Genomic DNA, 24,699 nt, shown 5'->3' on the forward strand with positions numbered 1-24,699 from the left:
GTTTCTTTGGATTATTTTATTCTAATTTCAGTAATTGAAATGAGATTGTTTTATCAACTATAGTTACAATATAAAGATTGCCAAAAACAGTATCTTCAATATCTGCATATATCTTTTGATTAATAATTTGATTTACAAAATTCGGTGTGGTATTGCTATGTCCCACAATCAAAACCTTTTTTCCTAAAGTTTCTTTTTTGAAAGATTCAATAGCTATACTTTTAGGGTTATACAGTTTAATTTGAATCTTCTTGGCTGTAGCAGTAGGACTTGCAGTTTGTATTGTTCTTTTATAATCCGTTGAGTAGATTTCATCAAAACCAACTTCTGAGAATATTTTGTTCCAAAGATTAGCTCTTTTCAAACCGCTTTCCGATAAATCAGGATTTTGAGAATTATCTGTTTTTTCTGCGTGACGTATAAAGTAATAAGTAGTTGTATTTTGTTGTCCAAAACTAACTTGCAAAGCAAAAAAAGCGATTATAAGTATGAATTTTTTCATTTGAATAAATTTAAAAAATTATTATTTACTGATTTTATATATTTGCAAAATGGAAAACTCAAAATCGAAAGACCCGCTTCACGGAATTACGCTTCAAAGAATCGTTGAACAATTAGTCGATTATTATGGATTTGATACTCTTGGAGAACTCATTAAAGTAAAATGTTTTACGGATAATCCAAGTGTAAAATCCAGTTTGACTTTTTTGCGAAAAACGGATTGGGCAAGAAAGCAAGTGGAAGATTTGTATATAAAATCAGTAGCTAAATTACCCAAATAGATTTTAGTTTAATTTATAGGAAACCATAACGCCGCCTCTATAAGGCAACCATTCACCACTTTTGTTATAATTTTTAACTGTTTCATAACGCTCTCCAGTACTTATAAGGTAGCCTTTATAAAAACCTTGGTGCCAACCGCCACCTAAGAAACAATCCAACATGAATTTATCATTAATTTTTACTTGATATCCTATAGTTGAACCTATAAAATATCCAAACCCTTTTTCATACATATCGGTATTTAAGTAATTCCATTTTTGAAAATTAAAAATACTCGCGCCAATATGTGCACCTGCGTAAAACCCATTGTATTTTTCTTTAAAATGATAACGATATTCTGGAGTAAAAGTGTAAAATTGTCTAGGTTTTCCGTCTACTGATTTCCAAAAAGAGGCTAAAGCATCAAAGTGTAAGGTAGATTTTTCGCCGATACTCGTTTCAATACCAACATTTGGAATTGTCATTAAAGTTGTAAAAGCATTTGCTTTTATATACGTTTGAGCTTGCAATAAAAAAGAGAAGAAAAGAAAAGAGGCAATAAATAATTTTTTCATAAGTGTGTTTTCTGTTGTTTATCCAGTCAAATTTTGACTACAAACAGGCGCAAATATAGCCATTAATGTTTAAGACCTTATTATGTTTAGAGTTAATGTTGTCAGTTTAAACGTATTTTAACATTATAAAAGTGAACAAAAAACAATGACTATTTATTTAAAATGGAATAAATTACCGTATCCAAAAATCGCCCTTCAAAAAATTCATTCTCTTTTAAATGCGCTTCTTTTACAAAACCATTTTTTTCTAAAACTTTTGCAGATCCATGATTTTCAGGATCTATGATTGCTTCAATAGAATGTAGTTTCATCACTTCAAAACCATAATTGACAACTTCTTTTACAGCTTCGGAAATAATTCCCTTTCCATTAAATTCTGGAAGTAATATATAGCCAATTTCAGCACGAAAATGTTCTGGTTTTATTCTGTAATGACCAATTACTCCAATTAGTTTTGGATCATCTTTCAACGTAATCGCCCAATTTATACCTTCATTAGTTTCTATTTTGGTATCTATCATTGCAATATGTTCCAAGGCATCTTCATCCGTTTTGACTAAAGGTCTTGGAATGTATTTCATCGTTTCCGAATTAGATCGCAAAGCGAAAATCTCTTTTATATCGTTAGTATCCACTCTTCTTAAAAGCAAACGTTCGGTTTCTAAATTTGGGAATGGACTGAAATTTATAGTTAACATATTTTATTTTTTTTAATTAAAGGATTTCGATACTGAATTTTGAATTGAAAATTTCATTTGCTTCTAAAATTTGAATGCCTTCTTTCTCCAATAGATTTCCGGAGTTCTCATTGGTATCCGAATAACCAAACCAAGGTTCAATACAAAGAAAGGGTGCATTCATTTTTGTCCAAATTCCTAAACTTGGAAAATTTTCAAAATTTACTTTTAAAATTGGATTTTCATTTTCTAAAATCGTCAACGAATTGGATTGTAATGTTTTGAAAATTAAAGCGTCATTTTCGAATAATTCATAAGTCAGCGGAATCTTTTTATCATGAACTTCTAATTTTTTCGTTTTATTTGAAATTAGATCATTTTCCAAAAGATAATATTCCAAAGGTTCTTCTTTTTCGAAAGCAATAGAATAATTTTCGAATTGATTTGGTAAAGCAAAAGCAGGATGTGCTCCGATAGAAAACGGCATTTGTGATTTTCCGTTGTTAATTACTTTATATGCAATAGATAAATTATTTTCATTTAATGTGTAAATGATTTGCAATTCAAATTCAAAAGGATAGACTTTTAATGTTTTTTCAGAAGATTGTATGGAGAAAACAGCACTATTTTCTGTTGCTTCGAGTAATTCAAACTCCATGTCTCTGGCAAAACCGTGTCGCGATAAATGATATTCCATTCCATTATGATGAAAGGAATTGTTTTTTAAAGTCCCAACAATTGGAAACAAAATAGGAGAGTGCTTGCCCCAAAAATCAGGATTCCCTTCCCAAATGTATTCTCTATTCTGATTCGTTTTTAAGGAAATTAATTCAGCACCGAAATTTTTTATTTCAGCCGTTAGAATTGAGTTTTTTATTATAGTTGTCAAAATTGTTCTTCGTTAATTTAAAAATTGATTTTGTATGGTAAATATATTTTATAATTTTTAATTCTAATTAGGTTTAAGCTTGATTTTATTTATTTAAAATGGAATCAATTCTTTCTGAATAGTTTAAAATCCTCTTTTTTTTCATTAATTTGTGATATAAACTATAAGAAAAATGAAAAACAGTCGCTTCAGAGTCATGCTACATTTGGCTTTATTATTGGGAGTTACGTCTATTTGGGCGCAACAAACCCCTGTAAATGTATCGAGTAACCCAATCTCAAACTATGATTATCATGATGCTTTTGCCCCATTTTTTTATTCAAAAAATGGAACAAGTACGCGTTCAGCAAGTGGGCAACCAGGAGCTGAATATTGGCAAAACAGAGCCGATTATCAATTGAAGGCAAAATTGGATGAAAAAAAGAACGAAATTACTGGGACAGGAATCATCACGTATACGAACAACAGCCCAGATAAATTGGCTTTTGTTTGGATGAACTTAGACCAAAATTTATTCAAAGCGGATTCCCGTGGAAATGCAGTTGTTCCTTTGACAGGAAGCCGAAATGGGGCCCAAGGCCAAATTTTTGACGGTGGACATAAAATAAAATCAGTTAAAGTAATTGCTACCGTTAAAGGAAAATCTACAGAGACTGAAGCGAAGTATGTAATTACGGATACCAGAATGCAGGTTTTTCTTCCACAAGGATTAAATCCTAAAGGTGGTTCTGTTAAAATCAAAATTGACTTCTCTTTTATAGCTCCTTTTGAAGGTTCTGATAGAATGGGGGTATTGGAAACTAAAAACGGTAAAATTTTCACCATAGCACAGTGGTATCCACGTATGTGTGTTTATGATGATGTAAGAGGTTGGAATACTAATCCGTATTTAGGAGCTTCGGAATTTTACTTGGAATATGGTGATTTTGATGTGAGCATTACAGCACCATCCAATCATATTGTGGCGAGTTCCGGGGAATTACTGAATCCTACAGCTGTTTATTCTGCCAAAGAACAAAAGCGTTTGGCTCAGGCAAAACAAAGTGATAAAACAGTTTTTATTCGTACAGCTGAGGAAGTTGCAAACTCATCAAAAACAGTTGCTGCAACTACTAAAACGTGGAATTATAAAATTAAAAATGCCCGTGATTTTTCTTGGTCATCTTCAGCAGCATTTATTTTAGACGCTGCAAAAATAAATTTGCCAAGTGGAAAAAAATCATTGGCTATTTCTGTTTATCCTGTTGAAAGCGCGGGAAATGGTGCTTGGGGACGTTCAACAGAATATACGAAAGCTTCTATAGAAAATTATTCTAAAAGATGGTTGGAATATCCTTATCCAGCCGCTACAAATGTTGCCGGAAACGAAGGCGGAATGGAATATCCAGGAATTGTTTTTTGCAGTTGGGAGTCTAAAGGGGAAGATTTATGGGGAGTTACAGATCATGAATTTGGACACATTTGGTTTCCAATGATTGTTGGGTCAAACGAAAGAATGTTTGCTTGGATGGATGAAGGTTTTAATACTTTTATTAATTCATTGAGTTCTGTTGATTTTAATAATGGCGAATACAAAGATAAGCCAGCTGATATGCACCAAAGAGCTGAAGTGTATACGAGTCCAAATCTTGAAACCATAATGAGTTCGCCTGATAATATGAAAGAAGCTAATATTGGTCTTTTAGCGTATTCAAAACCAAGTTCGGGATTAGTGATTTTGCGTGAACAAGTTCTTGGACCAGAGCGTTTTGATTTAGCTTTGCGAACATATGTAGAGCGTTGGGCTTACAAACATCCACAACCGGATGATTTCTTTAGAACAATTGAAAACGTTGCAGGAGAAGATTTGAGTTGGTTTTGGAGAGGTTGGTTCCAATACAACTGGCGTTTAGACCAAGGAATTAATGCTATAAAATACATTAAAAACGATCCAAAACAGGGAGTTGTAATTTCGATTGAAAACTTCGAAAAAATGGCAATGCCGGTAATTTTAGATATAAAAACGAAAAGCGGAAAAGTAATTCGTGTTAAATTGCCGGTAGAAATTTGGCAAAGAAACAAAGCTTGGTCATTCAAACATAATTCGACGGAAGAAATTGAAAGTATTACTCTTGACCCGGATCATGCTTTGCCAGATAGTAATGAAGAAAATAATACTTGGACTTCTGCCAATGGAATGATTGATGTTGACATTATCTTAGATGAATATTTAGGAACCTATTCTAATAAAAATGCTCCAATAAAAATTGTGTTTTCAGAAAAGAATAATGCTCTAAATGTTGCCATAACGAATTATCCAACATTTACTGTTGAACGTATTGAAAAAGATACTTTTGAGTCTAAACAAGCAGGGATTACATTTCAATTTAATGAAAGTAAAACTGGATTAGACATGATTTTGAGTGACGGACAGAAAATACCTTTTACTAAAGAGTAAATTATATTTTTTGAATCGGTATAGTCATAAAAAAACACCAGCATAATGTTGGTGTTTTTTTTATGTAACAGTAAAAGTTTGTTTTTTTATTCTGGAATTTGTTGACTCAAACAATGTAAAGTTCCCAATCCCCATATTAAATCAATAGCGCTAATTCCGATGATTTCTCTATCAGGAAAACATTCTGAAAGGATGTTTAGCGCAACACGATCATTTGAATCATTGAAAGTAGGGACCAAAACACAATTGTTCAAAATCAAAAAATTTGCATAACTGGCAGGTAATCGCAAGCCGTCAAATCCCAAACGTTTGGGCATCGGTAAAACTACAATTACAGGTGATTTACCATTTTCCAGTTTGGCATTTTGCAAACGTTTCAAATTGTCTTGCAAAGGCGCATAATTATTGTCATTTGGATCTGTTTCTACAATAGTCACAATCGTATCTTCATTTACAAATCGGCATAAATCATCAATATGACCGTGCGTATCATCACCTTCAATTCCGTCACCTAACCAAATCACATTCGTAATCCCAAGATATTCCTTGAAAACCGCTTCATAATCGGCTTTGGTGAAATTTGGATTCCGAACCTGAATATCAGGATGCATCAAGCATTCTTCTGAAGTTAGTAAAGTTCCTCTTCCATTGGTATCAATAGCACCGCCTTCAACAATAACCGGTTTTCCTTTGTACAGTACGGGAGTAACAGGAATATTTAGAAATTCTCCCACTTTCGCAGGGACAAACTTGTCAAGCTGAATGTTTTTATACTTGGCCCAACCATTAAAATTAAAGTTTAACGCTTCTCTTTCGGTTCCGTTTTTAACGATTATTGGACCCGAATCACGCATCCAACTTCTATTGGTTTTATGAATGATATAAGAAATATTTGCAAGTACAACATGAGCTGTTTCCAGCATGGTATTGACTTTTTCTTTTTGATTATCATCTGCAACCACTAAAAATACATGCTCGAAAGTAGCCACTTTTTTTATGAATTCTACAAAAGCCCATTGAACTGCTTCATATTTTCCCGGCCAATCCTTACCGTTGTGTGGAAAACAAAGTAAAATCCCTTGTTGTTTTTCCCATTCAGCAGGAAATCTTCTATTATTTGTAGTCATATAGCGTTTCTAATTATAAAGACTGCAAATATAAACATTCAGTAGGATTTTAAAATAGTTAACAACTATTCATTTTCGGGCATTTCATGAATTTATAAGAATAGTTTTGGTAATGATTATATAATATTGAGTTAATTCTTGTCGGGCTTCAGCTAGTTATTTTTGAAAAAAATTTAAAAATACAGTTATGAAAAAATATGGTATTACTTTTCTAGCGGCAATTATGGTATTGTCAAGTTGCGAAAATGACTCTAATAAAGAGGAATCTCCTGAATTAGTTGTAAATGAAAATGCAGCAACTTTCAAAGAAATTGGTTCTATTACTATTGGTGGTGTCGGAGCTGCTGAAATAAGTGCATATGATGAAGTTTCTAAAAAGTTATTTACCGTTAATAATAGTAATACAAATAGGATTGATGTTATTGATTTATCGAATCCATCCAGTCCGGTTTTTGTGACAAGTATCGATTTAACCCCATTTAACGGAGCTTCAAATAGTGTTGCAACCTATAATGGCAAGTTAGCAGTTGCATTAGAAGCAAAACCAAATAAGCAAGATGCTGGAAAAGTGGTCGTTTTTGATACGACTAATTACAGTGTGATCAAAGAAATTACGGTTGGTGCTTTGCCAGATATGATTACTTTCTCTCCTGACGGAAATTACATCATGACTGCTAATGAAGGAGAGCCAAATGACACCTATTCTATAGATCCGGACGGCTCCGTTTCTATTATTGCGGTTAATAATAATTATGCGGTGACGACTTTAAATTTCGGAAGTTTTAGCAATCAATTGAGTACGCTGAAAACAAAAGGATTCAGAATTGCAAGTCCAACAAATAATTTCACCTCTGATATTGAACCGGAATACATAACGATTTCTTCCGATTCTAAAACGGCTTGGGTGACCTTGCAGGAAAATAACGGAGTGGCTAAAATTGATTTGGCAACTAAAACTATTACGAATATTTTCCCATTAGGGTACAAAGAGTACAATCTCGCCGAAAATGCCATAGATATCAGCGATAAAGATGGTGGCGTTTTGATGAATATTTGGAAAACGAAAGGAATGTTTCAACCGGATGCCATCAGTAATTTTGAAATCAATAAAATCCCTTATTTTGTTACTGCAAATGAAGGAGATGCCAGAGAATATTCTGCTTTTGTAGATGTAAAAAGAATCAGCAGTTCTTCAGTTGTTCTTGATCCAATAGCATTTCCTAATGCGGCTGCTTTAAAAGCAGAGGCAAGCATGGGAAGATTGAATATCAACACCAAAATGGGTGATACGGATAGTGATGGTGATTTTGATGAATTAGTTTCTTTTGGAGCCCGCTCTTTTTCTATTTGGAATGGAAATACAGGAGAAATGGTTTTTGACAGTAAAAATGAATTGGATAAAAAAGCCCAAGAATTTGGTGTATATGATGATACCAGAAGTGATGATAAATCAGTAGAGCCAGAATCAGTTGTGGTTACTAAAATGGGCGATAAAACGATTCTTTTTGTTGGGTTGGAAAGAGTGGATGCCGTTATGGTGTATGATGTTACGAATCCAGCTAATCCAAAATTTTTACAGACTTTTAAAACAGGTGATGCTCCAGAAGGATTGCTTTTTATTCCGGCTTCGAAAAGTCCGACTAAAAGAAGTTTAGTTGTGGTGAGTAGTGAAGGTGATGGTGTCGTTAAAATATTCCAGCCAGATTTGAATTAAGAGCTTATTTTTAAATAAAAATCCCTGCTGAGAAATCATTCTAAGCAGGGATTTTTTAATTATGGAAAGACGATTTAGTCAATCGCTCTTTTTGTGATATCACCAAAAGCGTCAATTCTTCGGTCTCTAAAGAACGGCCAATTCTGACGTACATTTTCTTGTAAATCTAAATCCACTTCGGCAATCAGAATTTCTTCTTTGTCGTGTGAGGCTTGCGCCAAAATTTCGCCTTGTGGTCCCGCAATAAACGAAGATCCCCAAAACTGAATTCCCGCCGTATCTGGCAAGTATTGCTCTAAACCAATTCTATTTGCTGCTGCAACATAAACGCCATTTGCAACCGCATGTCCTTTCATTACACTCATCCAAGCGCCATGTTGGTTTACACCATATTCATCTTTTTCTGCTGGATGCCAACCAATTGCTGTTGGGTAAAACAACACTTCAGCACCTTGCAACGCTGTTAAACGAGCTGCTTCCGGATACCATTGATCCCAACAAATTAATGTTCCGATTTTTCCTTTTTTGGTTGGAATCGTTTTGAAACCCAAATCACCTGGCGTGAAATAGAATTTTTCATAAAAATGAGGATCATCCGGAATGTGCATTTTGCGATACAATCCTGCTTCTGATCCGTCAGTATCAATGATGTATGCGCTGTTGTGGTAGATTCCCGCCATTCTTTTTTCGAAGAAAGGAACAATAATTACCACGCCTAATTCTTTTGCCAAAGCGCTAAAAGCAATAAATGAAGTGCTGTATAAAGGTTCTGCCAAGGCAAAATTATCTACATCTTCGCTTTGACAGAAATAATGACTGCTGTATAATTCCGGTAACGAAATGACTTCAGCACCAAGGTTGGCGGCATCGCGAACCCAACTTAAACATTTTTTTAAGTTGTTTTCGGCAATATCATTAAGATTCAATTGAATGACCGCTATTTTGTATTTCTTGTTTGGCATGACTAAAATTTTAGACTGCAAAAATAGTGAATTTTATAAAGAGTAGAAAATAGGGGTAATGTGTTTTTTTAGGTTTTAAATAGTCTGTGTATCGTATTGGATTTTTTAAGAACTATTCTGAAGTCACTAAACTGCTGTGGGCAAATTTATTTCATAAAAAAAGAGTCGAAATAGACCCTTTTTTATTCTAACTGTTTATTTGGATTTTGTTTAGTACAAAATATTCGTGCTATAAATACAACTCCTTTTTCTTCCTCTTTGTAGAGCAATTTATAATCTCTTATGATGATTCTTCTATATTCAGGTTCTATTTCGTCTTGCTGATATTGTTCTGCATAATGAAGTTCTCTGGTTATTTTTAGAATATCATCTTTAACATTTGTTGCTCCTTGAGCTGATTTTCCCTTGTAATAATCGAAAATAGTTTTTAATTGTGCTTTGGCTGTATGTGTCCAGATAATTTTTAATTTATCCACTACCAATTCTCAGATTCTTTTTCTAAATCTTTCTGCGTACTATATTCTCCTCTTTTTATCTCTGCTTTTGCTTCGACTAATTCTGATTTATACATCGCTCTGGTTACTGGTTTTCCGTCAACTGCAAAAGCCACTATTTCCTCTTCTTGATAGCTTTCTATAACAGCTTTAACGACTTTTAAAAGACGTTCATCGGCTGTATTTATAGATTCTAAAATGCTGTCTCTTAATTCTAAAGCTCCCATAATCCCATCGTTTTTAGTCTCTCAAAGGTAGTTATTTTGATTTATATTTTTTTTGTTTTTTTGGCAAATTAAACTCAAACTACTTTTAGAGTTGTTTGAAACCTGAATTTATAATAGTTTTTTTATTGCTGAAAGACTCTAAGTTTAGGATATTTTGAATATAACTAATCCGAAGTCAGGAGACTTCGGAGAGCCTTTAGGTTGCATTTGGAATTATTTTTTCTTTAAAATTAATGCACCAATTAAGGAAACTACAATTCCTATTGGTAAAATTTCCATATAAGTTAGTAAAATTATCATTAATGGATTTTTATACCATTCTTTCATTTGATTCATTTCGGTAGTTTTTGCGGCAAGCTCTTCAGGATTGGTGTGTTTTAGCACCATTTCACTGTGTTTTTCCATAAAATCAGGAAAAAAGTTATAATAAATAACAAGCCAAACCAAAACGTAAATTGTTGAAATGACGAGTGAAATACTCAAGCCCGTTAGGAATGCTTTTCCAAAAGTGATTACACCATTATTGATTTCACGTTCTTGTTTTATGCCAAGTATTACGAAGATAAAAGCCAAAAACATACTGATAAAACCTATAATTGCATTGGGCTCTTGTCCAGGATTGGCTTTCATATAAAACACCATCGAGGTCATAACAATAGAAACTATTATTCCGCCTAAAATTCCTTTTTTGAAAATGTTATTTATCATAATTATAGTTTTTTTGGTCAATGTATTCGTCGTTAAATAAATGGTTTGGTTTTAGGTAAACAACATTGTTTTGAAAATCTAGAAATGAATTAAATCTTTTCAAAACTTCATTACCCAAAATATGAATATTTTTATTTTTCAAAGGTTTATTTGTCGTTAATTGTTGAATTGGAACATTTTTTAGTTTATACTTTCCAATTTTCAGCAGTTTTAAATTTGAAGTAATAACAGGAATTTCATTTCCTTGTGCACCTTTCATTATTACTTTTTTTATAACCTCCATTTTTTCGGTTGGAAATTCCCCTTGTTTTAATAAATCGTTATCTAACATTACTGTTCTTTGATAACCGGTATCAAATAGAAAAAGCTCTTTATTGGAGACACCACATTGTTTAATTTCGCTTTCAACTAAAAAAAGATCTTCATAAAAATCAATACTAAGCTTTGTAAACTTAGTGTCTTTTTCTACGTTTTCAGGTAATATTGAATGGATAATCAGTAGGTTTTTGTCATAATTTATTTCAACAATTTTATCTTTGAAAATGTCCCAACCAAATCTTCCATCTGTATCGTGTCCTGTTAATTCTGCATCATAAACTTTAGTCGCATAAATTGTGTTTCCAATTTTTAAATTGTAAAAAGTATTATAAAGTTTTGGTGCAGATTTGAGTTTATTCTTCAGCACATTATTTGTTAAAATCAGTTCAGTAGTTCCTGTATCAAAGTTAAGATTTAGTGTGTCTTTTTCATTGAAAATCGCCTTTACAAAAATTGTGTTTTGCTCGTTAATTGTCAAAGGAATACTGTCGCTAATTATTGTTTTTTGAGCTGAAACACTACTGTATAGAAGTATAAAATAAACTACTAATTTTTCTTTCATATTTTTTTTTGGGAAATGGCATTTGAAGTTTCTACAAAGTATTGTTTAAGTTCTAGCTCTAATACCTTTTTAAACATTGGATCTTTTTGCAGTAAGAAATTTTTTCCAAATATATCTTCATTTGTTGTGGTACGTTCGTGTAAAAAATCAATTGGGTACGTTACAAAATGTTCTACTTGGTTTTGGAAAATATCAGCAACAGTCTTACAATCCGTAAAATCAATTTGTGGCCCTACTCTAAAAAGCAGTTTGCTATGAGGTAAGAAAAATACTGTTGGCGAGTTTTGCATACCTCCTAATAAATTAGGCATTTCACCAATACTAGTTAAATGTTTATTATTGTACGCTAAACTTGACAAATTACTTGATGAAGAAAAAATAAATCTATCCTGTAATACATAAACAGGACCATTAAAAGGCAGAATTTCTTTTTCTGGATGGAAAAAACTATAATTAGGTATTATATTGTAAAACATTTTAAGATTTTTTAGTTTTGGACCTTCCTTCGTTAATTTTAAACCATACTCAATAATGGAATCCTTATCAATTTCATAATACTTACAATTTAATGGGCTCAATATGCGTCCAACGGTCAGGTTCATTTTTATGGTGTCTTTTAGTATTTTGCCTAAAAAATTTCCATAGGTAGCATCACTACCACCACCATTTCCTCGTACATCCAATACAATTGATTTTACAGGAAACTTGTTTATTATAGTTTGAAAACGCTTGGTTAAAGTATCCCCAAGTTTCTCCTTCATTACAGGTATTTTACCATAAAAGATTTGTTCTTTTTCAAAGTAATGTGTAATTACAGAAGCAGTACTACTATTATATCCAAAATTATTTTTTTTCTCTTCTAGAAAAGTAACTGTATCATCTTTAGCTATAGTTACTATTTTCTTTTCTTGGTTATTGTCAACGAAGGTTAATTTTAAATGGTTATTTTTATATATTTCTCCAACAGTATAAAAGTCTTCATGATACACTTTCTTGTTAATCCTATCCCATCTTAGCGGAGAAATTAATTCTTCCATATTCTTAACAAATTGGTGAATTTCATTACCATTACAACTTATTAGTTTCATAGTAGCAGGATAGCTTTTTCCATCATAAGAAAATGGCAGTAGATTATAATATTCTCCATTAATATACACCAGCTCTAATTTTGTCTTTGTATAAAAGTTCTCTCCTATGAATTTTTCGTATTTATAACTATGTGGTAAATCTAATGTCTCTAATCCTTTTACAAAGCCTTTTGGAATCAAAATTGTTTTTACTTCATCCAATCCCGAATTACCTAATCTGTCACTGTGTCCGTCTTGTGCTACATTTAAAGTTTTTTCTACCAAAAAAAGATATTCCTCCATACTTGTTTTTGAAGTGATTCTCTTTTTAAGCATTTTAGCGTGTTTATTAAAGTCAATTTTTCTTACCTCTTTATTAAATTGAATAATTGGACTTACTTGATTTACATACGATACTAATGAATCGTAATCAACTAACATCTGTGAGTGTGTAAGTTGAGGTGTACCCTCGAGATATTTAGATGGTTTCTGACTGTTTTGAGCTTTGATGTTGGAAAAACTCAATATTGAAACTACAGTTAACAATAGGCTTACATAAATTTTCATTTCTTTATTTTTAGTGAAAGACAAAAGTATATTTCCTTCAACAATGAAAATTGTAAAAATCTGCCAAGTATTTTAGGTGATATTCCAAATTAGCGTATTATCAACCTGAGAACTAGTTTGTTTAAATTGAGAAGGAGTTATGTTGGTGTATTTTTTGAATGTTTTAATAAAATGTGATTGGTCTGTAAAATTTAATAAAAAAGCAATTTCAATTAACGGAATATTTTTTAAAATTAACAACATTGCTTCTCTAACTTTTCGTATTTGCAAATATTCTTTAGGAGTAGTTTGCAATTGATTTACAAAGTATCTATGTGTTGAACGATAGCTTTTGCATAACAAATCATTTAATTCCTCTATTTCATTCGCCTGTATGGTTTCGTTAAATAATAAACTATTGGATAACATTTCATCTCGTAAAATAGAAATAAAAAAACTTTCAATTTCATTTTGAATAATTTCTATCGAGTTATTGCTAAATGCTATTTCAAAAAGTGGTGCCCAATTTTTGTTTTCACTCAATATATTGTTCTTAAAAATGTTTTGTGAAAGGTTCTCTCCGAAAATAACCTCTAAACCCATTGGCTTAAAGTTTATACATAACTCTTGATATGGTTGTTTTGTGGTTATCTTTATAGGTTGCTTGTAAATACCTGTTAAGTAACTACTATCTTTTGTTGAGGGTGAAATACTGTATTCGTTCGTATTTAATTCGACCATTTCTCCTCCTTTAATTAAACTAAGGCAATGATTGGTATTTGGATAACACAACTGACTTATAATCTCATTATCACTTTTAGTTATAAATAAAAAATATTGAATAAATTCTTTTAATAAGGGGTTTTTCGGGTAAACTATCTTCGTTTTCATTCTATTTAATAAATCTAAATCTGTCCATTTTTCACTAAAGGTGTTTAATTTTTAGCCAACCTATTTTAGGACGAGAGTTTTTTAAAACAGCATATAACTTGTATATCAACCATAAAGTGGCTCCATCCACTTATTTTTGGGTGGCTTTATACCAAAAATAGCCTTTTTATAGTTTCGCTAAGATATAAATAATATACTACAAATTATTAAAATTGTTTTTTGATTTAGTTGTTGTTTTTCTTCATTTGGAAATTGCTAAAAAGATTTAATCATTAATTAAGCATTTTGTTTTGTGCTACCTTTCTTCTGGAAAAAGTTCGTTATCACTTAGCCCCGATGGAAGCAAGTATCCTTTTTATAAACGCTTTTAACCCAATCAGAGTTTTGAACTCTGAAAGGGTTGCGTTTAAAAAAGATACTGCGTCCCGATAATTATCGGGAAGCGGGACAACTCGTCATGAAAACCCATAAATGTGCTGTTCCTAAAAAAAACAGTACGGTATAAAAAAAACACCAGCTTTTCGACTGATGTTTTCATAGTTTTTTATAATTATTTATACAGCTAAAGTGTGTTCCATTTTGGGTTGCTTACTTTTTCCCAATTATCTTTTTGAATAGGGTTACAATTCCCAAAACAATTCCTCCAATTAGTAGTCCGATACAAAATTCTGTAACGATGGAGGGCAATTGGGGGAATACATGATGTAAAAAATCAATATTGTGTATAAATATGCCACCAGCAACTAAAATCAAAGCTATTGTACCTATAACGGATAAACTTTTAATGACTTTTGGCAGCGCTTGTACCAGTATATTCCCTATGGTTTTTGAGAAACTACGTTCTTTGGTACTCAGTTGAATCAGTTTTAAACCTACTTCATCCATTCGGACAATTAGGGCTACAATGCCATAAACACCAACGGTTGCTATTATTGCAATGATAGAAACAACCATAATTTGTGATGAAATGGGTTTCCCAATTACGGTGCCCAGCGCAATAATTACGATTTCTACTGATAAAATAAAATCGGTTACTATTGCTGATTTTATTTTTCCTTTTTCGAAAGTTAAAATTTCTTCTTCGGTCAACGGTTCCATTAAAATTTCGTGTTTGGAATGCTCATGGGGAAAGAAGTACTCATATATTTTTTCGGCGCCTTCGTAGGCTAAATAAAGTCCGCCAAGCACTAAGATTATTATAATTGCCAATGGTGAAAAAGCACTTAATAGAAAGGCGATGGGTAAAATGATTACTTTATTTATGAAGGAACCTTTTGCAATTGCCCATAATACAGGGAGTTCTCTTGAAGAAATAAATCCGGACGCTTTTTCGGCATTTACGGCTAAATCATCGCCTAAAATACCGGCCGTTTTTTTGGCTGCAAATTTACTCATTACTGCAACATCATCCATAATTGCTGCGATATCATCTAATAGTGCGAAAAAACCTGATGCCATTTTGATTGTTTTAGGAAGATGTTGATTTTGGTATTGCTTTGCCAAAATTTGATCAACGCGTTTTGTTTGTTTATTGGTGCGAAGCTAAAACTTTTTTATTTATAAATTAACCCGTTGGGTGTAATTATTCAAAACGTCAGTTCGAGTGTTTTTTGTGGAGTAAAACGGAACAAAAAATGTATCGAGAACCGTTTTTAATTCAAAATTTTCTTGTTCTCGATACGATTTTCTGACGAAAATCACTACCAATGACGTTTTTTCAAAACTGTTATAAAACCTACTTTGTAAACACAAATAGTAAAGATTAAATTGAACACGAATTTCACGAATTGTCACGAATTCGTTCGTGAAATTATTACACGAACCGCATTAACCACATAGATTCGTGTAAATTAGTGCAATTCGTGTTTGTTTTTTAAGCTTATGGTCTGACGATAGTCGTAATACGTCATTTCATATTGCTTTTTTTGTAAAAAAATTAAGCCTCGAACTGACGAAAATTAAAATTAAAAACTAATTACACCCAACGGGTTAAATTAATTTTTTGAAATACTAAATTTCTGATTTAGCCCCGATGGAAGCAAGTATCCTTTTGAGTTCGCCTTTTTTGGCGGACTCAAAAGATACTGCGGACAGCGGGACAACTCGTGATGAAAATATTCCAGCGTTCTGCTCCTAAAAAAATAGCGCATAAAAAAACACCAGTCTTGCAACTGATGTTTTACTAATTTAAATAAGGGACTATTGCTGTTCAAAGTCTTAGGCTTTGTAAAAAGGGTAGTCCTTTCATTAAAACAAACTAGTTAATAACAATAGTATGTTTGATAAACTCCGTTTCAGATTTTCTGAATTTTAGATCATAACTTCCTTTAACCGTCGATTTGAATTTATAGGTTGTTGTTTTTGGGTCCGGTACCTTTTTGTCGCAAATATCAGATAAATATTTAGCTTGTACTTGTAAGCCTTTTTCGGTTCCTATTGTCGCGTCAATGAATTTATTGAAGTCTCCACAGCTATTATCCACTATAAAGACAACATCCACAGTGATGGTTTCATCTACTTTTCCAGTTGTTGGACCTTTTACCTCTGTTACAAAAGCATTTTTTGTAATCAGTTCTGGAACGCTTGGCGCATCATCTTCATTACTACAAGAAGTTAATGCTGTTGCTGCGAATAATACGAATAGAATCGATTGTAATTTGAATTTTTTCATAATAAAATTATTTGTTTATAATTATACTATAGATGTTTATAAACAGGCATGGTTGCTTATTAAAACGTTAAATAATTTTCATTAGTTTTTAATTATATGAGAATCAGTAGTTTGTGTTTCTGTTTTTAATGTGATGGCTTTGCGGATACTATATAAAAGGTAGCTGTATTATTGATTCGATCAGTTGTGTTGAAAATAAGTGTTGTTTTTTATCATGGAATGCGGAGCGAAAATTCCCCCCTTCGTCGGAATGGCAAACTAGAAAATAATTCTACAAATAATTGTGAAAATGATAGTTGCCTATAGCCCCGATGGGAGCCTACCGTCTGGACACAAGTTTAAAATAGGACACAGATAACACAGATCTACACAGATTTTTCTTTTTTTCTGAAACTCAAACCTATCTTGAGTCTTCTGGATTCGACTTTACGCGAATTAATTCGTGAAAATTTGTGAAATTTGTGTCAAACTTTTTTATAAAATATTTGTGTCCAGACGGTGGGATGGGAAACAGTATCCTTTTATCTCGTTCTCAAAACGAGACAAAAGATACTGTGTCCCGATAATTATCGGGAAGCGGGGGCAATGTTGATGAAAATTTACAAATGTGTTGCTCCTAAAATATATTGCATAAAAAAAACACCAGCCTTTCGACTGGTGTTTTCATAAATTTAAAGTATTTGGATTAAGAGACCATTTCTGTTTGATTCCTAAAAACCAACTGTCCATTAAAAGCATCCAACAGAATAATGCTGTCTGTTGCGATTTTTCCGGCTAGTATTTCTTTGGATAATTGGTTTAAAACGTCTCTTTGAATCACACGTTTTACCGGTCTGGCACCAAATTGAGGATCATAACCTTTTTCGGATAAATAGGCAATGGCTTCTGGAGTTGCGTCCATGGTGATGCCTTGCAGCGCTAGCATTTTAGTCACGCTTTTTAGTTGTAAACCTACAATTTTGGTAATATTTTCATTGGTAAGCGGTGTAAACATTACTATTTCGTCAATACGGTTAATGAATTCCGGGCGTACCGTTTGTTTTAATAAACCCAATACTTCCACTTTTGCTGCCTCAGTGGCCGCTTCCATACTTCCTTTCAAATTTTCGAATTTCTCCTGAATAATCTGGCTTCCCATATTGGAAGTCATGATGATAATGGTGTTTTTGAAATCAGCCAAACGCCCTTTGTTATCCGTCAATCTTCCTTCATCCAAGACTTGTAACAAGATATTAAAGGTGTCCGGATGCGCTTTTTCAATCTCATCCAGCAAGATTACGGAATAGGGTTTTCTACGAACGGCTTCCGTCAACTGTCCGCCTTCATCATACCCTACATATCCTGGAGGCGCACCAACCAATCGGCTCACACTGTGGCGCTCTTGGTATTCACTCATATCAATTCTGGTCATCGCATTTTCATCATCAAATAGATATTCGGCCAGGGCTTTCGCCAATTCTGTTTTCCCAACTCCTGTAGTTCCTAGGAAAAGAAAAGTACCAACTGGTTTTTTCATGTCTTGTAATCCGGCACGGCTCCTGCGCACAGCATCACTTACCGCTTGAATGGCTTCTTCTTGTCCTACAACTCTATGATGCAACTCATCTTCGAGTTTCAATAATTTTTCTCTTTCTCCCTGTAGCATTTTCATGACTGGGATTCCGGTCCATTTGGCAACCACTTCTGCAATGTCTTCACGGGTTACCTCTTCTTTTATCAATGAAGTTCCGGATTGATTTTCCTGCAATTGTTTTAATAAAATATCCAATCGTTCTTGGGCTTCTTTGATTTTTCCATAACGAATTTCGGCTACTTTCCCATAATCACCTTCACGCTCGGCACGTTCGGCTTCGTATTTAAAATCCTCTATCTCCGTTTTCACCGCTTGAATGTTATCAACCACATCTTTCTCGGATTTCCATTTGGCGAAAATTTCGTTTCTCTCTTCTTTAAGATTGGCCAAATCCATTCCTAAAACTTTGAGTTTACTTTCGTCTTTTTCTCTTTTGATAGCCTCAATTTCAATTTCTAATTGCATGACTTTTCTATCCAAAACATCCAATTCTTCGGGTTTTGAATTAATTTCCATTCTTAATTTTGAAGCGGCTTCGTCCATTAAATCAATGGCTTTGTCTGGAAGGAAGCGATTGGTAATATAGCGTTGAGACAGTTCTACAGCAGCAATAATGGCTTCGTCTTTTATTTGGACTTTATGGTGCGTTTCGTATTTTTCTTTGATACCGCGCAATATTGAAATGGCACTTTCGGTATCCGGTTCTTCAACCATTATTTTTTGGAAACGTCTTTCGAGCGCTTTGTCTTTCTCAAAATATTTTTGATATTCGTCTAATGTGGTTGCTCCAATAGCGCGTAATTCTCCACGAGCCAAAGCCGGTTTCAGAATGTTTGCCGCATCCATAGCGCCTTCACCACCTCCAGCACCCACGAGTGTGTGAATTTCGTCAATGAATAAGACAATGTCCCCTTCGGCAGCAGTCACTTCTTTCACCACCGATTTGAGTCTTTCTTCAAATTCCCCTTTGTATTTAGCTCCGGCAATCAGCGCCCCCATATCAAGAGAAAACACGATTTTATCTTTCAGGTTTTCTGGAACATCACCATCTACAATTCTGTGCGCTAAACCTTCGGCAATGGCAGTTTTACCAACTCCGGGTTCACCAACCAACATCGGATTATTTTTAGTTCTACGGGTTAGAATTTGCAATACGCGTCGAATTTCCTCATCGCGCCCAATCACTGGATCGAGTTTCCCGTTGCGAGCTAACTCGTTTAGATTTTTGGCATATTTATTTAAAGAATTATAAGTTTCTTCAGCAGAAGCAGATGTTACTCTTTCTCCTTTTCGTAATTCATCGATAGCAGCTTTCAACCCTTTTCCGGTAACGCCTTGGTCTTTTAATATTTGGGCCGCTTTACTTTTAGAATCAAAAATCGCTAAAATTAAATGCTCAATAGAAACGAATTCATCATTCATTTTTTTTGCAATAATTTCCGCTTCGTTTAGTGAGGTGTTAGCAATTCTGGACAGCATAATTTCTCCGCCGGAAACTTTTGGGAAACTCTGAATAGTGCTTTCCAGAATTTGAAGAAATAACGGCACATTTACGTTGAGTTTTTTCAAAATAAATGGCGCCACATTTTCGTCAACTTCAAAAATTGCTTTAAAAATATGTTCGTTTTCAATCTGTTGCTGACCTAAACTTTGTGCCAATTGCTGAGAAAGCTGAATGGCTTCTTGAGATTTTATCGTAAATTTATTTATGTTCATGATTTTATATTGTTTATGTTATTTAGCTAACTTTGCGAATCAATATTCAATATATATTCCAATACAATAATACAGACAAATTGACAGAAATTTCATGATTTTTATCATATTTCAAAGTCAAAATATCTTAAAATAAGACATTTATGAGTTTTTTTAAAAATATGTTTAATAGTTCAGACGACAAGGATTTAAATGAAAACAAAATCAACTGGAATGAACTAACCGATTTAGGGCAACTGAATGAAATTATCGCTATTTCGAATGAAAAACCGGTAGCAATTTTTAAACACAGTACTCGATGCAGCGTAAGTAGGATGGCGCTGAAACAATTTGAAAATGAGTTCAATATATCAGATAAAGTTACGCCATATTTTTTAGATTTAATAGCATATCGCGATATTTCTAATGCCATTGCGGATCGTTTTGAAGTAACACATCAATCCCCACAATTGATAGTAATAAAAGAAGGAAAAGCCATTTACAATGTTTCCCATAGCGATATTGATGCGGAAGAATTAAGTAAAAAGGTATAAGAACCAACAGTTTAAATTTGAAATATAAAAAAATCCATTCGTATGAATGGATTTTTTTGTAACAACTATTTTGGTTTTGAATTAATAAGAATCTTTCATTTTATTTTTAATTGCATCCAAACAAAGGTTGTTAATACTTCCTTCGTGCGTATGTTTGGTTTCTTTTGGAGATTGAAATGTACCGTTTTCTAATTGCTCAGCAACCGCTTTATACGCATCTCTAAACGGCATTCCGGCAACCACCATTTCGTTTAAGGAATCTACTGTAAACAAATAATCGTATTTTTTATCGTCTAATATATGCTCTTTTACTTTAATATCTTTAATCGCAAAAATCGCGATATCCAAACACGCTTTTAGGTTTTGAATCGCTGGAAACAATCCTTCTTTCAGCAATTGCAAATCCCTGTGGTAGCCACTTGGAAGGTTGTTGGTGATTAAAGTGATTTCGTATGGTAACGCTTGAATTTTGTTGCATTTACCACGAATTAACTCAAATACATCTGGGTTTTTCTTGTGTGGCATGATGCTCGAACCTGTTGTAAGATGCGAGGGCAAAGTGATAAAATCAAAATTCTGACTCATGTATAAACAAACATCCATCGAGAACTTCGCCAAAGTTGCTGCCACGCTACTCATGGCAAAAGCGACTGTCTTTTCTGATTTTCCACGGCTCATTTGTGCCGCTACCGAATTGAATTTTAAAGTTTCAAAACCCAATTCCTTCGTCGTGAATGTTCTGTTGATTGGAAATGAACTTCCGTAACCTGCAGCCGAGCCTAATGGGTTTTGGTCCACAATTTTCAAAGCGGCATTCAACATCGTTATATCATCAATCAATGTTTCGGCGTAAGCGGAAAACCACATTCCGAAAGATGACGGCATAGCAATTTGAAGGTGCGTGTAACCTGGTAACAACACATTTTGATGTTTCTCTGCTGATTCTATTAGCAAATCAAAAAGGCTTTTTACTTGCTCTTTTAATTCTTTAACGACATCTTTCAGATATAAATTAACGTCTACTAAAACTTGGTCATTACGAGAACGGGCGGTATGGATTTTTTTTCCGGCGTCGCCAAGTTTTACCGTTAGCAAATATTCAATTTTGGAATGCACGTCTTCAAAGCTGTCTTCGATTTCGAATTTTCCGTTTTCAACATCTTTTATTATTTCTTCCAAAGCCAAAACCAAAGAAACGGTTTCGGAGTCTGTTAAAAGCCCGATTTGTCCCAGCATTTTTGCATGTGCTATAGAACCTAAAGCATCATATTTTGCCAAAACTAAATCCAGTTCTCTGTCGTTTCCAACGGTGAAATGTTCAATTTGCTTATCGGTTGGTATTCCTTTTTCCCAAAGTTTCATAAGATATATATTTTAACCCTATCAGGGTTTTAACCCTGATAGGGTTTGTTTTTATTGTTTGAAAAAATCAGTTAGTATTTTGATATACAATTGGATTCCTTCTTCTATTTCATTTATAAATATAAATTCGTCTGCGGAGTGTGACCGCAGGGTTTCACCGGGTCCTAATTTCAAGGATTGGCAACTCAAAACCGATTGATCCGAAAGGGTAGGCGAGCCGTAGGTTGTTCTTCCCAATGCGATTCCGGCTTGCACTAATCCGTGTGAAACGGGAATAGAAGAAGCATTTAAATGCATTGAACGCGGATTGACTTCGGCAGTCAAATTGCGTTTTACGGTTTCTAAAATTTCGGGATTGCTATAACAATCATTCACCCTGATATCGACAACCAAATGACATTCCGCCGGAACTACATTGTGTTGTTTTCCTGCACTTACTTGTGTTACCGTCATTTTTACGGGTCCCAAAACTTCGGATATTTTATCGAATTGATAGGTTTTGAACCATTCAATCACTGGCATTGCATTGTAAATAGGATTGTCAGGATTGTTGTGTGCAGCGTGACTGGCAGTGCCTTTTACGATGACATCGAGTACTAATAAACCTTTTTCGGCTACGGCCAATTGCATCAAAGTAGGTTCTCCAACAATAGCACATTCCAGTTCCGGTAAATGTTTCAGTACGCTGTTTAATCCATTTTTTCCACTGCTTTCTTCTTCGGCAGAAGCTACGATGACAATATTGTAAGGCAGATTTTCATCCGAATAAAAATGAACAAAAGTAGCTAAAAGCGAAACCAAGCAACCTCCTGCATCGTTACTTCCTAATCCGAATAGTTTACCGTCTTTTACGATGGCTTCAAAAGGATCGTTTGTATATCCTTGATTTGGTTTTACCGTATCGTGATGCGAATTGAGTAAAAGTGTGGGTTTAGTTTTGTCAAAATACTTGTTGAAAGCCCAAACATTATTGTTTTCTCTTTCGAAAGGAATACTATTTTGTGTAAACCAATTTTCGATTAAAAGTGCTGTTTTGTCTTCTTTACTCGAAAACGAAGGCGTTTCAATCAGCGATTTTAATAGCGTAATGGCTTCTTGTGTAAGGGTTTCTATACTCTTCATAGTGTAATTGTAGTGTGCAATGCGGTCATGTCTTGCAACATTCTGTGATGACCAATTTTTATTTTTTGAACTCCCTTGGACAAACTATTGAAACAGTTGTCTAATTTAGGAATCATACCAGAATGTATGGCTTTTTCGGCTTTTAATTTGGAATATAATTCTTGATTGATGTTCTCGATTACTGAAGAGTCGTCTTCGGCATTATATAAAACGCCCGGTTTTTCGAAGCAATAATTTAAAGTGACATCAAAAACTTCTGATAAAGCAATCGCTAATTCACTGGCAATGGTGTCCGCATTTGTGTTTAATAATTGTCCTTTTCCATCGTGCGTAATCGCACAAAATACAGGAACGATAGCGTTTGAAAGCAATGTTTCCAATAATTGTGTGTTCACTTTTTTCACATCGCCCACAAAACCATAATTGATGGTTGGGTGGTTTCTTTTATCCGATTGAATTAAATTCCCATCAGCCCCAGAAAAACCCATTGCATTGGTTGAATTTGCTTGCAATTGAGCAACAATACTTTTGTTGATTTGACCTGCATAAATCATCACAACTACATCAAGCATAGCGGCATCGGTAATACGTCTTCCATCAATCATTTGAGGAACTAAACCAATGCTCTCGGCCATTTTGGTAGCTGATTTTCCACCGCCATGAACGAGTATTTTATAGCCTTCAATCTTAGAAAAATCAAATAAAAACTGTTCTAATTCCGTTGGATTATCAATAATGTTTCCACCAATTTTTATTAGCGTTACCGGTTTTTTATTTTCCATTTTCCAATATTTTTTGCAACACTAATTGTGCGGCATAAGTTCTATTGTTGGCTTGTTCGATAACAATTGAATTTTCGCTGTCAATCACTTCATCGGTAACAATTACATTACGTCTTACCGGCAAACAGTGCATAAATTTGGCATTGTTGGTCAGTTTCATTTTATCTGCGGTAACAGTCCAATTTGGATCCGAATTGGTAATTTTTCCGTATTCCTTGTAATTGCTCCAGTTTTTGGCATAAATAAAATCAGCGTTTTCAAAAGCCTTATCCTGGTCGTATTCAATCTTGGAATCTTTCGTGATTTCTGGATTCAATTCGTAGCCTTCGGGATGTGTAATGACAAAGTCTGCATCTTGTAACTGCATCATTTCCACAAACGAATTAGGAACTGCCTGAGGTAATGCTTTAGGATGTGGCGCCCAAGTTAAAACCACTTTTGGTCTGTGTTCTGTTTTGTGTTCCGCCATAGTTATAGCATCTGCCAGCGATTGTAATGGATGTCCTGTCGCACTTTCCATATTAACAACAGGAACGGTTGCGTATTTCAAGAAACCGGAAAGTACGATTTCAGCATTGTCTTTTTCTTTGTCAATCAATCCGGCAAAAGCTCTGATGGCAATAATATCGCAATATTGAGAAACTACCGCAGCAGCTTCTTTAATATGTTCCGAAGCACTAGAGTTCATGATGGCTCCGTCTTCAAATTCAAGCGTCCAGCCTTCACTGGTAAAATTCATTACCATGACGTTCATTCCCAAATTTAAAGCGGCTTTTTGTGTGCTTAAACGCGTTCTCAAACTGGAATTAAAAAATAACATTCCCAAGGTTTTGTTTTTACCCAGTTTTTTGTTTTTAAGTGGTTTCTTTTTGATTTTTAACGCTTGTTTCACCCATTTGTTGAGTGAATCTATGTTTTGTATGGATATGTAGTTCATTGTAGTTGTGAATTATGAATTATGAATTATGAATTGTCCAAAAATCT

The 24,699-nt window shown here is 33.9% G+C and carries 23 protein-coding genes; 4 read left to right on the forward strand and 19 right to left on the reverse strand.

What is annotated here, in order from left to right:
* Positions 1-16: 16 nt before the first annotated feature.
* The gene (locus tag E0I26_RS10800; RefSeq protein WP_131916485.1) at positions 17-502 is read right to left on the reverse strand and encodes a phosphoglycerate mutase family protein; all 486 of its coding nucleotides are present in this window, start codon (positions 500-502) and stop codon (positions 17-19) included.
* A 49-nt stretch (positions 503-551) separates the two neighbouring features.
* Here E0I26_RS10800 and E0I26_RS10805 point away from each other — a divergent pair, with 49 nt between their 5' ends.
* Positions 552-782, forward strand: coding sequence for a VF530 family protein (locus E0I26_RS10805; protein WP_131916486.1), 231 nt, complete (start codon positions 552-554; stop codon positions 780-782).
* A 3-nt stretch (positions 783-785) separates the two neighbouring features.
* Here the strand turns inward: E0I26_RS10805 and E0I26_RS10810 are convergent, their stop codons facing one another.
* From E0I26_RS10810 to E0I26_RS10820, 3 genes are all read right to left on the reverse strand, one after another.
* Positions 786-1,337 carry a DUF3575 domain-containing protein gene (locus tag E0I26_RS10810; RefSeq protein ID WP_131916487.1) on the reverse strand — a complete coding sequence of 184 codons (552 nt, stop codon included), beginning with the start codon at positions 1,335-1,337 and terminating at the stop codon, positions 786-788.
* A gap of 149 nt (positions 1,338-1,486) precedes the next feature.
* A complete protein-coding gene (locus tag E0I26_RS10815; protein WP_131916488.1) occupies positions 1,487-2,035 on the reverse strand; it encodes a GNAT family N-acetyltransferase in 549 nt (182 codons plus the stop codon).
* 16 nt (positions 2,036-2,051) lie between these two features.
* Positions 2,052-2,903, reverse strand: coding sequence for an aldose 1-epimerase family protein (locus E0I26_RS10820; RefSeq protein WP_131916489.1), 852 nt, complete (start codon positions 2,901-2,903; stop codon positions 2,052-2,054).
* 172 nt (positions 2,904-3,075) lie between these two features.
* On the opposite strand from E0I26_RS10820, the gene E0I26_RS10825 reads away from it, so the two are divergent.
* Positions 3,076-5,340, forward strand: a complete 2,265-nt coding sequence (locus E0I26_RS10825) for a M1 family metallopeptidase (RefSeq protein WP_131916490.1) — start codon at positions 3,076-3,078, stop codon at positions 5,338-5,340.
* A gap of 86 nt (positions 5,341-5,426) precedes the next feature.
* Here E0I26_RS10825 and E0I26_RS10830 read toward each other — a convergent pair whose 3' ends face one another.
* Complete coding sequence (locus tag E0I26_RS10830) at positions 5,427-6,467, reverse strand: agmatine deiminase family protein (protein ID WP_131916491.1); 1,041 nt, start codon at positions 6,465-6,467, stop codon at positions 5,427-5,429.
* Between the two features lie 187 nt (positions 6,468-6,654).
* Between E0I26_RS10830 and E0I26_RS10835 the strand changes: the two genes are divergently transcribed.
* Complete coding sequence (locus E0I26_RS10835; protein WP_131916492.1) at positions 6,655-8,181, forward strand: choice-of-anchor I family protein; 1,527 nt, start codon at positions 6,655-6,657, stop codon at positions 8,179-8,181.
* 74 nt (positions 8,182-8,255) lie between these two features.
* Here the strand turns inward: E0I26_RS10835 and E0I26_RS10840 are convergent, their stop codons facing one another.
* From E0I26_RS10840 to clpB, 10 genes are all read right to left on the reverse strand, one after another.
* The gene (locus E0I26_RS10840; protein WP_131916493.1) at positions 8,256-9,143 is read right to left on the reverse strand and encodes a carbon-nitrogen hydrolase; all 888 of its coding nucleotides are present in this window, start codon (positions 9,141-9,143) and stop codon (positions 8,256-8,258) included.
* 182 nt (positions 9,144-9,325) lie between these two features.
* Positions 9,326-9,619, reverse strand: coding sequence for a type II toxin-antitoxin system RelE/ParE family toxin (locus E0I26_RS10845; protein ID WP_235831760.1), 294 nt, complete (start codon positions 9,617-9,619; stop codon positions 9,326-9,328).
* Positions 9,619-9,864, reverse strand: a complete 246-nt coding sequence (locus tag E0I26_RS10850; protein WP_131916495.1) for a hypothetical protein — start codon at positions 9,862-9,864, stop codon at positions 9,619-9,621. Before E0I26_RS10850 ends, E0I26_RS10845 begins: the two co-directional genes overlap by 1 nt.
* Before the next feature lie 213 nt (positions 9,865-10,077).
* Positions 10,078-10,572, reverse strand: a complete 495-nt coding sequence (locus E0I26_RS10855; protein WP_131916496.1) for a DUF4199 domain-containing protein — start codon at positions 10,570-10,572, stop codon at positions 10,078-10,080.
* Positions 10,562-11,452, reverse strand: a complete 891-nt coding sequence (locus E0I26_RS10860; RefSeq protein WP_131916497.1) for a clan AA aspartic protease — start codon at positions 11,450-11,452, stop codon at positions 10,562-10,564. The genes E0I26_RS10855 and E0I26_RS10860 overlap by 11 nt, the downstream gene beginning before the upstream one ends.
* Positions 11,449-13,086 carry a S41 family peptidase gene (locus tag E0I26_RS10865; protein ID WP_131916498.1) on the reverse strand — a complete coding sequence of 546 codons (1,638 nt, stop codon included), beginning with the start codon at positions 13,084-13,086 and terminating at the stop codon, positions 11,449-11,451. Before E0I26_RS10865 ends, E0I26_RS10860 begins: the two co-directional genes overlap by 4 nt.
* Positions 13,087-13,158: 72 nt before the next feature.
* Positions 13,159-13,806 (reverse strand): helix-turn-helix domain-containing protein, encoded by a 648-nt coding sequence (locus E0I26_RS10870; RefSeq protein WP_165929438.1) that lies wholly within the window; start codon positions 13,804-13,806, stop codon positions 13,159-13,161.
* Between the two features lie 738 nt (positions 13,807-14,544).
* Positions 14,545-15,414: a DUF808 domain-containing protein gene (locus E0I26_RS10875; RefSeq protein ID WP_131916500.1), complete on the reverse strand. Its 870-nt coding sequence runs from the start codon at positions 15,412-15,414 to the stop codon at positions 14,545-14,547.
* Between the two features lie 799 nt (positions 15,415-16,213).
* On the reverse strand, positions 16,214-16,627 hold the full coding sequence (locus tag E0I26_RS10880) for a hypothetical protein (protein ID WP_131916501.1): 414 nt from the start codon (positions 16,625-16,627) through the stop codon (positions 16,214-16,216).
* Between the two features lie 685 nt (positions 16,628-17,312).
* Complete coding sequence (gene clpB, locus E0I26_RS10885) at positions 17,313-19,916, reverse strand: ATP-dependent chaperone ClpB (protein WP_131916502.1); 2,604 nt, start codon at positions 19,914-19,916, stop codon at positions 17,313-17,315.
* Positions 19,917-20,059: 143 nt separating this feature from the next.
* Here clpB and ytxJ point away from each other — a divergent pair, with 143 nt between their 5' ends.
* On the forward strand, positions 20,060-20,449 hold the full coding sequence (gene ytxJ / locus E0I26_RS10890; RefSeq protein WP_131916503.1) for a bacillithiol system redox-active protein YtxJ: 390 nt from the start codon (positions 20,060-20,062) through the stop codon (positions 20,447-20,449).
* A gap of 81 nt (positions 20,450-20,530) precedes the next feature.
* Here the strand turns inward: ytxJ and argH are convergent, their stop codons facing one another.
* From argH to E0I26_RS10910, 4 genes are read right to left on the reverse strand one after another with little or no spacing between them, the layout of a single operon-like run.
* Entirely contained in the window at positions 20,531-21,811 is a 1,281-nt protein-coding gene (gene argH, locus E0I26_RS10895) for an argininosuccinate lyase (protein ID WP_131916504.1), read from the reverse strand.
* Positions 21,812-21,862: 51 nt separating this feature from the next.
* Entirely contained in the window at positions 21,863-22,933 is a 1,071-nt protein-coding gene (locus E0I26_RS10900; RefSeq protein ID WP_131916505.1) for a M20 family metallo-hydrolase, read from the reverse strand.
* Positions 22,930-23,715 (reverse strand): acetylglutamate kinase, encoded by a 786-nt coding sequence (gene argB / locus E0I26_RS10905; RefSeq protein WP_131916506.1) that lies wholly within the window; start codon positions 23,713-23,715, stop codon positions 22,930-22,932. Before argB ends, E0I26_RS10900 begins: the two co-directional genes overlap by 4 nt.
* The gene (locus E0I26_RS10910; protein ID WP_131916507.1) at positions 23,705-24,652 is read right to left on the reverse strand and encodes an N-acetylornithine carbamoyltransferase; all 948 of its coding nucleotides are present in this window, start codon (positions 24,650-24,652) and stop codon (positions 23,705-23,707) included. Before E0I26_RS10910 ends, argB begins: the two co-directional genes overlap by 11 nt.
* Positions 24,653-24,699 lie beyond the last annotated feature (47 nt).

Source organism: Flavobacterium rhamnosiphilum, assembly GCF_004349195.1.
Taxonomy (GTDB): Bacteria; Bacteroidota; Bacteroidia; order Flavobacteriales; family Flavobacteriaceae; genus Flavobacterium; species Flavobacterium rhamnosiphilum.

Coding starts and splice junctions, on each gene's coding strand:
- E0I26_RS10910 (WP_131916507.1), bottom strand. CDS start 24,652: ATGAACTACATATCCATACAAAACATAGATTCACTCAACAAATGGGTG.
- E0I26_RS10835 (WP_131916492.1), top strand. CDS start 6,655: ATGAAAAAATATGGTATTACTTTTCTAGCGGCAATTATGGTATTGTCA.
- E0I26_RS10880 (WP_131916501.1), bottom strand. CDS start 16,627: ATGAAAAAATTCAAATTACAATCGATTCTATTCGTATTATTCGCAGCA.
- E0I26_RS10830 (WP_131916491.1), bottom strand. CDS start 6,467: ATGACTACAAATAATAGAAGATTTCCTGCTGAATGGGAAAAACAACAA.
- E0I26_RS10800 (WP_131916485.1), bottom strand. CDS start 502: ATGAAAAAATTCATACTTATAATCGCTTTTTTTGCTTTGCAAGTTAGT.
- E0I26_RS10850 (WP_131916495.1), bottom strand. CDS start 9,864: ATGGGAGCTTTAGAATTAAGAGACAGCATTTTAGAATCTATAAATACA.
- E0I26_RS10840 (WP_131916493.1), bottom strand. CDS start 9,143: ATGCCAAACAAGAAATACAAAATAGCGGTCATTCAATTGAATCTTAAT.
- ytxJ (WP_131916503.1), top strand. CDS start 20,060: ATGAGTTTTTTTAAAAATATGTTTAATAGTTCAGACGACAAGGATTTA.
- E0I26_RS10810 (WP_131916487.1), bottom strand. CDS start 1,337: ATGAAAAAATTATTTATTGCCTCTTTTCTTTTCTTCTCTTTTTTATTG.
- argH (WP_131916504.1), bottom strand. CDS start 21,811: ATGAAACTTTGGGAAAAAGGAATACCAACCGATAAGCAAATTGAACAT.
- argB (WP_131916506.1), bottom strand. CDS start 23,715: ATGGAAAATAAAAAACCGGTAACGCTAATAAAAATTGGTGGAAACATT.
- E0I26_RS10815 (WP_131916488.1), bottom strand. CDS start 2,035: ATGTTAACTATAAATTTCAGTCCATTCCCAAATTTAGAAACCGAACGT.
- E0I26_RS10805 (WP_131916486.1), top strand. CDS start 552: ATGGAAAACTCAAAATCGAAAGACCCGCTTCACGGAATTACGCTTCAA.
- E0I26_RS10860 (WP_131916497.1), bottom strand. CDS start 11,452: ATGAAAGAAAAATTAGTAGTTTATTTTATACTTCTATACAGTAGTGTT.
- E0I26_RS10855 (WP_131916496.1), bottom strand. CDS start 10,572: ATGATAAATAACATTTTCAAAAAAGGAATTTTAGGCGGAATAATAGTT.
- E0I26_RS10870 (WP_165929438.1), bottom strand. CDS start 13,806: ATGGTCGAATTAAATACGAACGAATACAGTATTTCACCCTCAACAAAA.
- E0I26_RS10865 (WP_131916498.1), bottom strand. CDS start 13,086: ATGAAAATTTATGTAAGCCTATTGTTAACTGTAGTTTCAATATTGAGT.
- E0I26_RS10825 (WP_131916490.1), top strand. CDS start 3,076: ATGAAAAACAGTCGCTTCAGAGTCATGCTACATTTGGCTTTATTATTG.
- E0I26_RS10875 (WP_131916500.1), bottom strand. CDS start 15,414: ATGGCATCAGGTTTTTTCGCACTATTAGATGATATCGCAGCAATTATG.
- clpB (WP_131916502.1), bottom strand. CDS start 19,916: ATGAACATAAATAAATTTACGATAAAATCTCAAGAAGCCATTCAGCTT.
- E0I26_RS10900 (WP_131916505.1), bottom strand. CDS start 22,933: ATGAAGAGTATAGAAACCCTTACACAAGAAGCCATTACGCTATTAAAA.